Here is an 11,937-nt window from a genome sequence, read left to right as displayed (position 1 = left end):
CACCCCGGCCCGATCTACCAGCCCCCTTCACGGAAGGGGGCACACCGGATGAGCATCGCGCTCTCACTACTAGTGGGCGTCGTGGTCGTACTGGCGATCACCGCGCTGACGGGCTACTTCGTGGCCCAGGAGTTCGCCTTCATGGCCGTCGACCGCTCCCGCATGGGGGCGGCGGCCGAGAAGGGCGACCCGGTCGCCGAGCGGGTCCTCGGCGTCACCAGACGCACGTCGTTCATGCTCTCGGGCGCGCAGCTCGGGATCACCGTCACGACCCTCGTCGTGGGGTACGTCGCCGAGCCGCTCATCGGCCGGGCGATCGGTGACCTCCTCGGTCTGGCTTCGGTGCCGCAGGCCGTCGGCGTGGGCGTGGGCACGATCCTGGCACTGCTGTTCTCGACCGTGGTCCAGATGATCTTCGGTGAGCTCGTGCCGAAGAACCTCGCGATCGCCAGGCCCGAGCCCGTGGCCCGGTGGCTGGCCCGGTCCACCGCCATCTACCTCGCCGTGTTCGGCTGGCTCATCGGCTTGTTCGACAAGGCCTCCGTGGCGCTGCTCAAGGCGGTCGGCATCGAGCCCGTGCACGACAAGGAGCACTCGGCCACGGCCCGCGACCTCGAGCACATCGTCGCCGAGTCCGGCGAGGCCGGCGAACTCTCCCCCGAGCTCAGTCGGCTCCTCGACCGGATGCTCGACTTTCCCGGTCAGCCCGCCGAGCACGCGATGATCCCGCGCTCGCGCACGGACGTCGTCCGGGCCGAGGACTCCGTCGACGCGGTCCTGGCCAAGATGGCGACGGGACATACCCGCTACCCGGTCGTAGGCGAGGACTCCGACGACGTGATCGGCATCGTCGACCTGCATGACCTCCTCGTGCTCTGTGACGACGACACCGACGGCTCGCTGACCCAGGTGTCGACGGTGATGCGCGCCCCGCTCCGGGTGCCAGCGTCACTGCCGCTACCCGAGGTGGCGGCCCGACTGAGCGCCCAGGGCTCCGAGATGGCCGTGGTCGTGGACGAGTACGGTGGATTCGCCGGCGTCGTGACCATGGAGGACATGGCCGAGGAGATCGTCGGCGAGATCGCGGACGAGCACGACCCGCAGGCCGCGGACGTCCCGGTCAGTGAGGGGCTGGGTTGGGTCCTCACCGGCGACACGCACCTCGACGAGGTGGAGCGCCTCCTCGACATCACCCTCCCCGAGGTCGACGCCGAGACACTCGGCGGACTCGTCATCGAGACGATCGGTGACCTGCCGGACGTCGGCGCCCGCGTCGACATCCCGCTGCCGGACACGGACGTCCTCGAGGAGATCTCCACCGACCGCGTCCTGCGCACCGAGGTCCGCCGCATCGAACGCCGCGTCCCCGCGGAACTGCACGTCGTGGTCGAGGAGGCCGCACGATGACTCCCACCACCACCCTGCTCGCCGCCGACGCCGACGGTGGGGTGATGAGCAATCCCTGGGTCGTCTTGTTAGCGACCGTCCTGCTCATCGCGGCGTCCGCGTTCTTCGTGGCCGTCGAGTTCTCGCTCATCTCGGCCCGCCGGCACAGGCTCGAGGACGACGCCGCGCACAGTGCCGCCGCCCGCGCGGCCCTGAAGAACGCGTCCGAGCTGACGCTCCTGCTCGCCGGCGCCCAGCTCGGTATCACGCTGTGCGCGCTGGCGCTGGGCTCCATCACCAAGCCCGCCGTGCACCACTGGCTCACCCCGGTGTTCGCCGGGTGGGGGCTCCCGCTGTGGACCGCCGACGTCATCGCGTTCATCCTGGCGCTGATCATCGTCACGTTCCTGCACCTCGTGGTGGGCGAGATGGCCCCCAAGTCGTGGTCCATCACCCACCCCGAGTACTCGGCCACCCTGCTGGCGATTCCGATGCGGGCGTTCCTCTGGCTCACCCGTCCGCTCCTGGTCGCCCTCAACGCCATGGCGAACAACATCCTGCACCGGCTGGGGGTCGAGGCCGTGGACGAGGTCGCCGCGGGCCAGGACGCCGACTCGCTGCGTGAGCTCGTGCGGCACTCCGGTGAGGCGGGGACCCTGGACGACACCCATCAGCGCCAGCTGCTCAGCGCCCTCGAGCTGCAGGAGCTCACCGTGGGCGACCTGCTCGGCGAGCGCGACCTCGATCAGCCCGCCGCGCCCGAGGAGATGTCCTCGGTCGGCGTCGACGCGGGCCCGGAGGAGATCCGCGACACCGCCCGCCGCACCGGCCATCTGCGCCTGCTGGTCCTCGAGGACGACACCGCGGTCGGCGTGGTCCACGCGCGGGACGCGATCAACGTCGACGGCGACGCCACGGCCCGGGAACTCATGCGGCCGAGCCTGTCCCTCGAGCACGATCTGACGGTCGCCGAGGCGTTCCGCAGGATGCGTGAGGCGCGCGCCCACCTCGTCGTCGTCGAACAGTCCGGCGGGCACCCGGGCACCCACGTCTCCGAGGTGCGGGGCGTCCTCACGCTCGACGACGTGGTCCGGCGCCTCCTGCCGGTCACCTCGGCCTGACCCACGCACCGCGACGACACGCCCCCGGGAGGACTGGCCTCCCGGGGGCGTTCCCCGTCGGCGCGGCGCGGGTCAGAACACCAGGCCGATGAGCCTGAGCAGTCCCCACAGCGCCAGGCCCACCAGGCCGAGGAGCACCAGCAGGATGAGCCCCACGGCGCCGATCGCCCGCAGCAGGTAGCCGCGGGCGTCGGTGTCCACGCGGCGCCCCTCGGCGATGGCGCGGTCCACCAGCCGCAGGTTCTTGGAGGTGGCCTTGTGCGCGACGTCGGCGACGTCGCCGACGAGGGGCACCACGCCGAGCGCGGCGTCGACCAGGTAGTTCCACCCCATGCGGAACAGCAGGTGGACGGGGATGCGATTGCGCACGGCCTCGGCGAACACGGCCGCGGCGACCACCGTGCCCACCGCGTCACCCACCACCGGCACGAGGCCGATCACCGGGTCCAGCCCCACGCGGTAGTTGGTGCCCGGCACCCGGACGAGGTCGTCGAGGACTCGCGCGAGGCCGGCGGTCACCGGCGAGGCGCCCGGACGGTCGGCGGGTGCCCGCGCGGGGCGGCTGTCGCTCATGTGGCCCGAGGGTACGTGGCGGACCGGCGGCGGCGCCGACCACACGACGGGCGGACGCGGCCGGAATCTGGTTTCGTGGAGAGATGACGACCGCGCCCGCCTTCCGCACGACCCGCCGTCGGCGCGGCCGCACCGCCTCCGGTGTGGTCGCCGCCGTGCTGACCGTGGCCCTCGGGGGAACCGGCTGCGCGGCGCTGACCGGGGACACCGGCTCCGACGAGCTCCAGCAGTTCCTCTCCGCGCTCGAGGCCGGCGACGTCGCCGGGGCGGCCGCGATGACCACCGACCCGGCCGCCGCGGAGGAGACGCTCGCCGCGAACATCGAGTCGATGGGGTTCACGCCGACCCTGACGATCGACACGCCCGAGGGGGACCGGCGCCCCGACAAGGACCCCGTGCCCGTGGAGATCACGTGGGACATGGGCGTCGCCGGAGGCGGCGGGGGTGAGGGTGACGACGACGAGGGCGGCGCCGACCCGGCCGGCGGGGGCGGTGAGCCGTCGCCCGCCCCGCGCGTGGTCACGACCACGGGTGAGGCCGCCACGACCAAGGTGGACGACCAGTGGAAGGTGCAGTGGGCGCCGACTATCCTCGACACCCGTCTCGAACCGGGTGGCTACCTGGCGTTCTCCGAAATCCTCGACTACGACACGTCCGTCCTCGACCGGACGGGCGCGCCGCTGCTGCAATGGACTCCGGTCACGGCGGTGACGCTCGCCCCCGACGCCGCCGGGAGCGCCGACGCGGTCGCGGCCCTGGTGAGCGCGGCCGCCCCGACCATCACCGGGCAGTCGATCCGCGACGGCATGGCGCAGGCCGGCGACCAGCCGTACCAGGTGGTCGCGCTGCGGCCCAGCGACATCGACCCGATCCGCGAGCGACTCGCCGCGGTCCCCGGCGTGAGCCTGCCCGAACAGGGCCAGCTGATCCGCACCGACCGCGAGCTCCGCTCCCCGGTGCTGGACGGACTGCCCGACGCGTGGCTCGCGGCGCTGCAGGCCGAGGGCGGGTGGCGTGCAGAGATCGTCAACCCGGGCGTCGAACCGATCGAGCTCGGCAGCGCGCCGGTCGGGGAGGTCGAGGACCTCGTCTCCACCGTCCAGATATCCGTGCAGCAGGCCGCGGCGGACGCGGTGGCCGGCACCGGGCTGGCGGCGTCGATCGTCGCGATCCAGCCCTCGACCGGCGGGATCCTGGCCGTGGCGCAGAACTCCGCCGCCGACCAGCAGGGACCCGTGTCGCTCGAGGGCCGCTTCCCGCCCGGCTCCACGTTCAAGGTGGTCACCACGGCCGCCGCGTTGCAGTCCGGCGCCGTCGGTCCCGACGAGATCGTGCCGTGCCCGGCCTCGATCACCGTCTCGGGCCGCACGATCCCCAACGACAGCGATTTCGCGCTGGGCGAGGTGCCCATGGAGACCGCGTTCGCCCGCTCCTGCAACACCAGCCAGGCCGTCATCAGCGACCGGCTCGAGCCGACCGCCATGAAGGACACGGCCGCGCAGCTGGGCCTGGGCGTCGGGTTCTCCGGCCCGGGGATGAGCTCGTCGTGGTTCACCGGCTCGGTGCCCGTCACCGAGCGCGGCCCGGCGCGTGTCGAAGCGTCGATCGGGCAGGGCGAGGTGCTGGCCAGCCCCTTCGGCCTGGCCGTCATGCAGGCCTCGGTCGCGAACGGTGGGCGGATGATCCTGCCGCAGGTCGTCGCGGGGATGCCCGCGGTGGCCAATGACTCCCCCGAGCCGCTGCCGCCGGGCGTCGTGGACACCCTGCGCCGCTACATGGAGGAGGTCGTGCGCAGCGGCACCGCGACTGCCGCGAACTCGATCCCGGGGCTGATCGGCAAGACCGGCACCGCCGAGGTCGGCAGCGGCCCGTCGCACGGCTGGTTCGTGGGATCGACCGGCGACATCGCCGTGGCGGTGCTCATCGAGGGCGCCGACTCCTCGGCCCCGGCGGTGGAGATGGCCGCCGACTTCCTCGGCGCCGCGGGGCAACCGGCCCCGCTGCCGGCGCGCTGAACCGGTAGTTTCGGCTCATGCGCCTGCCCAAGGTCCCCCTCCCCGCACTCTCCCTGCCCGCGGTCTCCCTGTCCGCTCTGCCGCTGCCCGGGCTGGATCGACTGCCCTTCTCGTCGTCGTCCCCCTCCCCCACCGACACCCACCGTCGCGTCCTCGTCACCGGCGGCGCCTCCGGACTCGGACTGGCGCTGGTCACCGCGTTCCTCGAACGCGGTGACCGCGTGATCGTCACCGACGTCGCCCCCACCGACGCCCGGCCCGACACGATCCCCGCCGACGCCCGCTACCTGCGCCTCGACGTGCGCTCGGAGGACGAGTGGCAGGCCGCGCGCGCCGAGGTCGAGTCGATCTGGGGCGGCCTCGACGTGCTGGTCAACAACGCCGGCATCGCCCAGGGCGGGCGCATCGAGATGCTCACCGAGGACGACTGGCGGCAGATCGTCGACATCAACCTGCTCGGCGTGGCCCGCGGCTGCCGCACGTTCGTGCCGATGCTCAAGGCGCAGAACAGCGGTCGGATCGTCAACACCGCCTCCCTCGCCGGGCTCGTGCACCCGCCCACCATGTCCTCCTACACCGCCGTCAAGGCCGCCGTCGTGGCGATCTCCGAGAGCCTGCGCTGGGAACTCGAGCCGTTCGGCGTGGACGTGTCCGTGATCTGCCCGTCGTTCTTCCGCACCAACCTCGCCTCGAGCCTCAACTCCTCCGACCCCGCCGCCAGCGGGTTCGCGAGCAAGCTCATCGACCGCTCCGAACGCGGCGCCGCCGAGATCGCCGCCGAGGTCATGACCGGACTCGACGCCGGGCGGTTCCTCATCCTCCCCGACCCCGAGGCGCGGAAGTCCTACCGAGGCAAGCGGCTCCTGCCCGCCGCCTACGAGAAGACGATGACCGAGATGGGTCGGAAGTTCGCGCGCGCCACCCGCGAGTAACCTGTGCGGCATGACCCCCTCCCACCTCCTGTCCCGCGCCGACCTCGACTTCCTCCTGCACGACTGGCTGCGGGTGTCCGAGCTGACCGGGCGCGAGCGCTACGCCGACCACTCCCGCGAGACGATCGACGCCGTGCTGGACCTGTCGGCCGAGCTCGCCGAGACGTATTTCGCGCCCCACTTCCGCAAGGCCGACCTCACCGAGCCCCGCCTCGTGGGCGAGGAGGTCGAGCTCATCCCCGAGATCGGCGAGGCGCTGGCGAAGTTCGCCGAGGCCGACCTCGTGGGCGCGGCGATGGACGAGCGGGTCGGCGGCATGCAACTGCCCTACACCGCGTACCTGGCGTGCATGGCCTGGTTCTACGCGGCCAACATCTCCACGGCCGCCTATCCGCTGCTCACCACCGGCAACGCCAACCTGCTGCTCGCACACGGCTCCGACGAGCAGATCCGGACGTACGTCGAGCCGATGATCCAGGGCCGGTACACGGGGACGATGTGCCTGTCCGAGCCGCACGCCGGCTCCAACCTCGCCGACATCACCACCCGCGCCGAGCCGCAGCCCGACGGTACCTACCGCCTGTTCGGCCAGAAGATGTGGATCTCCGGCGGCGAACACCAGATGGCCGAGAACATCGTCCACCTCGTCCTGGCCAAGGTGCCCGGCTCCCCCGCCGGCACCCGCGGCATCAGCCTGTTCATCGTGCCCAAGTACCTCGTCGACGACGACGGCTCGCTCGGTGAGCGCAACGACATCGTCATCACCGGCCTCAACCACAAGATGGGCTTCCGCGGCACGGTCAACACCATGCCCACCCTCGGGCAGGGCATACACACCCCCGGCGGGCGGCCGGGCGCGGTCGGGTACCTCGTGGGCGAGGAGAACACCGGCCTCAAGAAGATGTTCACCATGATGAACGAGGCCCGGCTCGGCGTGGGCCTGGGCGCCACCGCGATCGGCTACACCGGCTACCTCAAGTCGCTGGACTACGCACGAAACCGGCCCCAGGGCCGGCCCGCCGGCGCCGATCCGTCGACTCCGCAGGTGATGCTCACCCGTCACACGGACGTGCGGCGGATGCTGCTCGCCCAGAAATCGTACGTGGAGGGCGCGCTGGCGCTGGGCCTGTACTGCGCGAGACTGGTCGACGACGAGAAGACGGGCTCACCGGAGGAGTCGATGGCCGCGAAGACGCTACTGGACGTCCTCACCCCGATCGCCAAATCGTGGCCGTCGCAGTGGTGCCTCAAGGCCAACGAGCTGGCGGTGCAGGTGCTCGGCGGGGCCGGGTACACGATCGACTACGACGTCGAACAGCACTACCGCGACAACCGCCTCAACCCTATCCACGAGGGCACCCACGGCGTCCAGGGGCAGGATCTGCTCGGCCGGAAGGTCCTCGCCGGCGGCGGCGCCGGGCTGGCCGCGCTCACCGGGCGGATCACCCAGAGCTGCGATCGGGCGGCCGCGGCCGGCGGGGTCGTCGCCGAGCTGGCCTCGCTGCTGCGCCCGCGCGTCACCCGGCTCATCGAGGTCACCACTTCGCTCGCTGAGGTCGGCGCGACCGACCCGGAGGCGTTCCTCGCCGACGCCACCGAGTACCTCGAGGCGACCGGCCACGTGGTGATCGCGTGGATCTGGATCGAGCAGCTGCTCGCGCTGGGTGACCGGGTGGCGGGCGGTGCCGGCGCCGACGCCTTCGCCGCCGGCAAGCTCAAGGCGGCCGAGTACTTCCTGCGCCGCGAGCTGCCGATCGTCGACGCCAAGTTCGACCTGCTGGCCGCCGGCGACCGCACGACGCTGGACATGCGCGACGACTGGTTCTGACGCGACTGGGCCCGGACCGACGTGGTGTCGGCCCGGGCCCGGGTCGCGTTGCGTGGGAGTTCAGGGCTCCCACTGATGCCCTCGGCGGGGTGTTCAGGGCACCGGACGCCGGTCTGCTCACTCCTCGGGGATGAGGACCTGGTCGATGAGGTAGACGGTGGCGTTCTCGGTCTGGACGCCGCCGCAGACGACGCCCGCGCCGTTGACCATGAGCTCGTCACCGGATCCGGTGACCTCGAGCTGCGCACCGTTGAGGGTGGTGTGCTCGCCGACGACCTGATCGGGCGCGGCCTGACCCTCCACCACGTGGTAGGTCAGGATGCCGGTGAGCAGGTCGGCGTCGGTCTGCAGCGACTGCATAGTGGCCTCATCGATCTGCGCGAAGGCGTCATCGATCGGGGCGAACACGGTGTACTCGCCGCTGTTCAGGGTGTCGACGAGGTCGACCTCCGGGTTCACCCCGCCCGAGACGGCCGAGGTGAGCGTGGTGAGCAACGGGTTGTTGGAGGCGGCGGTGGCGACCGGCTCCATCGCCATCGCCTCGACCGAACCCGGACCCTCCGGGTTGGCCTCGGCGTAGTCCGCGCAGCCCGCGCCGACGAGCATGCCGGCAGGCTTCGACTCCATGGTGGAGGTCTCGCTCGCCGACGTGGTGGTCATGACCGAGGTGGCGGTGCCCTCGGCGGTGTTCTCCGTATCGCTTCCCTCGTCGCTCGAGCAGCCGGCGAGGACGAGACCGGAGACCGCGGCGGCCGCGGCGATCGACGCGACGCGCCGGGAGATCGTGATGCCCATGGTGCGTTTCCTTTCGGTAGGGCCCCGCCGAGTTGGCGGGACTCTGTGCAGTGGGTCACCAGTGCTTCGGCGGGCCATCCGGTCCGGATGGGTGCCGTAGGGAATTTGTTTCGTACCGGTCCACCGAGACCCCGGCTCCGAACTCCTGGCATGGACAGCACAGAGCAACGACCCAGGGCGGTCGCTCGGGCCGCCTCGGGCCTCCTCGCCACCGGCCTCGCCGTCGCGGTGGGGCACGCCATGGCGGGATTCGTCGCCCCGGGCTCGTCCCCGTTCCTCGCGGTCGCCGACTCCGTGGTCGACCGCGCACCGGCGGCCGTGCGCGAGGTGACGATCGACGCGCTCGGCACCGCGGACAAGCCCGCGCTGATGCTCGGCCTGGCGGCCATCCTCCTCGTCACGGGCGTGGTGGCGGGCCTCGTCGAGCGTCCGCGTCGTCCCGCCGGGAGCGCCGTCCTGGTCGTCTTCGGCCTCGTCGGCATGGTGGCGGCGCTGGCCCGCCCGTCTGCCGGGCCGCTGTGGGCCGTACCGACCCTGCTCGGCGTGGTCGTCGCCGTCGTGGCGCTCCGAGCCCTCATCGGGACCCTGTTCACGGCAGAGGCCGGGTCCCGACCGTCCGCAGCCACCTCCTCGGAGGCGGGGCCGCCCGCGTCGACGCCACCGTCGGCGCCGACGCCGCAGCCCGGAGCGCGGCTGGGCGACCGGCCCGCACCCGACCGCCGACGCTTCCTCGTCCTGGCCGGGTCCGCTGTCGCCGTCATCGCGGCCGCCGGCACCACGGGCATCGCCCTGACCCGCCGCGCCGCCGACGCGGTCGCCGAACGCACCGGTCTGCGACTGCCGCGGGTACTCGCCCGCAACGCGGCCGCCCCGGTTCCGCCGGGCGTCGTGCCCGACGCGCCGGGCGTGACACCGTTCCTCACCGACAACGCCGAGTTCTACCGCATCGACACCGCCCTTCGCGTGCCGTCCCTGAGCACCACGGAGTGGCGGCTGCGGATCCACGGGATGGTCGAGCGGGAGATCGAGCTCGACTGGCAGGCGCTCGTGGACCGCGAGGCACGCGACCGCATCGTCACCTTGACCTGCGTGTCCAACGAGGTCGGCGGGGATCTGGTGGGGACCGCGACCTGGACCGGGTTCCCCATCGCCGACCTGCTCGCCGAGTCGGGGCCCCTGCCCGGCGCAGACATGCTGCTGTCGACGTCGGTCGACGGCTGGACCGCCGGGACGCCACTGGAGGCTCTGACGGACGGCCGCGACGCCCTGCTGGCAGTGAGGATCAACGGCGAGCCGCTGCCGTTCGAGCACGGCTACCCCGTCCGCCAGGTGGTCCCCGGCCTGTACGGGTACGTCTCGGCCACCAAGTGGGTCGTGGACTGGGAGGTCACGCGCTTCGACCGTGCCAGCGCGTACTGGACCGACCGCGGGGCGCAGCGCCGCGGCATCGACCGGGTGGAGGTGAGGGTCGACGACGGGCCGTGGCAGGACGCCCAACTGGCGGACGAGTACTCGGTGGACACGTGGCGCATGTGGTCGTGGGTCTGGGACGCCGAACCGGGCCTGCACACCCTCCACGTCCGGGCCACCGACTCGACCGGTGAGGTCCAGCCTGAGGAGCGCAGGGATCCCGTACCCAGCGGCGCCACCGGCTGGCACAACCGCACGTTCCGGGTGGTGGCGGCATGACCCTCCAGGTCACCCGCAGACCGTCGGCGCGGCCACCGGGTCGACCACCCGCGCCGCCGTCGCGCGGTCACGAGCCGGCTGGCACTAGACTGGTCTCCGTGTCCGAGCCAGCCGCCCCGCCGCTGACCGACCCGGGGAGCCTGCTCGAGCTGGCCGCGTCCGGTGATCTCCAGGCCTTCGGTCGTTTCTACGACCTCATGTCCCCACGCGTCTACGGGCTCGCCCTGCGGGTCCTGCGCGATCCGGGGTACGCCGAGGAGACGGTGCAGGAGGTGTTCCTGCAGGTCTGGAAGCAGGTGGCCGACTACCGGCCCTCGCTGGGGTCCGTCCAGTCCTGGGTGCTGACCATCACGCACCGCCGGGCCGTCGACCGCGTCCGCTCCGAGAGTTCGGCCGCCCGACGTGACGAGGTCGACGCCGCCACCGGCACCATCCACGGAGGCGACGTCGCCGACCAGGTCACGGAGCAGATCTCGCGCGACGAGGAGGCCGCCGAGGTGCGCAGGTGCCTGGAGACGCTGACTGACAACCAGCGCGAGTCCATCGAGATGGCGTACTTCTCCGGCCACACCTACCGCGAGGTCGCCGAGAGACTGGGCGCCGCGTTACCCACCATCAAATCGAGAATCCGCGACGGACTCCGTCGCCTGAAGAACTGCCTGGGAGGTGAGCTGTCATGAGCGTTCGTCACCACGATCACCCGTCGACCCCTGACAGCGTCCGCCCCGAGGACCTCGACCTCTACGCCCTGGACGCACTGCCCGAGCACGAGGCCGACGCCGTCGAGGCCGCGCTGGTGGATGCCGCGCCAGAGGATCGGACGTCGATGCTCGCGCATATCGCCTCGACCCGCGAGGTCATGGCCGGACTCGTGGCCGACGCCGGTCTCGACACCGCGCCGCCCGCGCACCTGCGGGAGCGCATCCTCGAGTTGGCGGCGACCTCCTCGCCGTCCGGCCCCACCGGGCCCGTCGGTCCGGGCGACCGCCGCGGCTCCGGGCGGGACGCCGACGGGGGTGCGGACGTCATCGACCTGAGTCGCGAACGCGAGCGCCGACGGCCCGGTTTACTGACGTTCCTCGCGGTCGCCGCGGCCGCCGTGGTGCTGCTGGTCGGTGGTGTGATGATCGGCCGCCTCACCGACGGGACCGGGTCTGAGAACCTACCCACCGCCGCGCCCCCCTCGGGGACGATGCCGCGTCAGGTCACCTCACTGTTGGCGGCCGAGGATCTCGCGGTGGTCCGCGGCCAGGTCGGCGGGACCGGAACCGCCACCGTGCTGGCGTCGAAGTCGGCGGACATGGCCGTCATCTCGATGACGGACCTCCCCGCCCCGCCGGAGGGCCGCGCCTACCAGCTGTGGCTCATGGGCGATCACGAGCCCATCTCCGCGGGAACCATGGAGTCCGGTGAGGTCGGCCCGTCGCCCTCGGCCCGGATCGACGGCATCCGTGACTCAGAGCAGATCGGCATCACCGAGGAGCCCGCGGGTGGTTCGCCGGCGCCGACCGGTCAGGTCCTGCTCGCGCTCGACCTCCAGTGACCCGGTGGGGTCGGCGGGCCGCATAGGCGGCCCGCCGGCTCACCCTCTCGCCGGG

Annotated in this window: 10 protein-coding genes; 8 read left to right on the top strand and 2 right to left on the bottom strand. The window is 72.2% G+C overall.

Annotated elements, in window-relative coordinates; all coding sequences use genetic code 11:
* Window positions 1-48: 48 nt before the first annotated feature.
* Window positions 49-1,407, top strand: coding sequence for a hemolysin family protein (locus DPA01S_RS05670; RefSeq protein WP_061914511.1), 1,359 nt, complete (start codon window positions 49-51; stop codon window positions 1,405-1,407).
* Window positions 1,404-2,507 carry a hemolysin family protein gene (locus DPA01S_RS05665; protein ID WP_232303031.1) on the top strand — a complete coding sequence of 368 codons (1,104 nt, stop codon included), beginning with the start codon at window positions 1,404-1,406 and terminating at the stop codon, window positions 2,505-2,507. The genes DPA01S_RS05670 and DPA01S_RS05665 overlap by 4 nt, the downstream gene beginning before the upstream one ends.
* A 72-nt stretch (window positions 2,508-2,579) precedes the next feature.
* On the opposite strand, the gene DPA01S_RS05660 is transcribed toward DPA01S_RS05665, so the two are convergent.
* Window positions 2,580-3,080: a DUF4112 domain-containing protein gene (locus DPA01S_RS05660; RefSeq protein WP_061228548.1), complete on the bottom strand. Its 501-nt coding sequence runs from the start codon at window positions 3,078-3,080 to the stop codon at window positions 2,580-2,582.
* Window positions 3,081-3,163: 83 nt separating this feature from the next.
* Here DPA01S_RS05660 and DPA01S_RS05655 point away from each other — a divergent pair, with 83 nt between their 5' ends.
* The 3 genes from DPA01S_RS05655 to DPA01S_RS05645 are packed head-to-tail and all read left to right on the top strand — an operon-like array spanning window position 3,164 to window position 7,855.
* The gene (locus DPA01S_RS05655) at window positions 3,164-5,095 is read left to right on the top strand and encodes a penicillin-binding transpeptidase domain-containing protein (protein ID WP_061914508.1); all 1,932 of its coding nucleotides are present in this window, start codon (window positions 3,164-3,166) and stop codon (window positions 5,093-5,095) included.
* 17 nt (window positions 5,096-5,112) lie between these two features.
* Window positions 5,113-6,027: an SDR family NAD(P)-dependent oxidoreductase gene (locus tag DPA01S_RS05650; RefSeq protein WP_061914505.1), complete on the top strand. Its 915-nt coding sequence runs from the start codon at window positions 5,113-5,115 to the stop codon at window positions 6,025-6,027.
* A 10-nt stretch (window positions 6,028-6,037) separates the two neighbouring features.
* Entirely contained in the window at window positions 6,038-7,855 is a 1,818-nt protein-coding gene (locus DPA01S_RS05645; protein ID WP_061914502.1) for an acyl-CoA dehydrogenase, read from the top strand.
* A 117-nt stretch (window positions 7,856-7,972) separates the two neighbouring features.
* Here DPA01S_RS05645 and DPA01S_RS05640 read toward each other — a convergent pair whose 3' ends face one another.
* Window positions 7,973-8,650, bottom strand: a complete 678-nt coding sequence (locus DPA01S_RS05640; protein WP_061914499.1) for a fasciclin domain-containing protein — start codon at window positions 8,648-8,650, stop codon at window positions 7,973-7,975.
* A 150-nt stretch (window positions 8,651-8,800) separates the two neighbouring features.
* Here DPA01S_RS05640 and DPA01S_RS05635 point away from each other — a divergent pair, with 150 nt between their 5' ends.
* From DPA01S_RS05635 to DPA01S_RS05625, 3 genes are all read left to right on the top strand, one after another.
* Complete coding sequence (locus tag DPA01S_RS05635) at window positions 8,801-10,339, top strand: molybdopterin-dependent oxidoreductase (RefSeq protein WP_061914496.1); 1,539 nt, start codon at window positions 8,801-8,803, stop codon at window positions 10,337-10,339.
* Between the two features lie 98 nt (window positions 10,340-10,437).
* The gene (sigK, locus tag DPA01S_RS05630; protein ID WP_061914492.1) at window positions 10,438-11,019 is read left to right on the top strand and encodes an ECF RNA polymerase sigma factor SigK; all 582 of its coding nucleotides are present in this window, start codon (window positions 10,438-10,440) and stop codon (window positions 11,017-11,019) included.
* The gene (locus DPA01S_RS05625) at window positions 11,016-11,882 is read left to right on the top strand and encodes an anti-sigma factor (RefSeq protein ID WP_061914490.1); all 867 of its coding nucleotides are present in this window, start codon (window positions 11,016-11,018) and stop codon (window positions 11,880-11,882) included. The genes sigK and DPA01S_RS05625 overlap by 4 nt, the downstream gene beginning before the upstream one ends.
* Window positions 11,883-11,937: the final 55 nt, after the last annotated feature.

This window comes from Dietzia papillomatosis NBRC 105045 (assembly GCF_001570845.1).
Classification (GTDB): domain Bacteria; phylum Actinomycetota; class Actinomycetes; order Mycobacteriales; family Mycobacteriaceae; genus Dietzia; species Dietzia cinnamea.
Note: the sequence above shows the minus strand (reverse complement) of the source record. Positions and strands in the feature narration are given on the sequence as shown.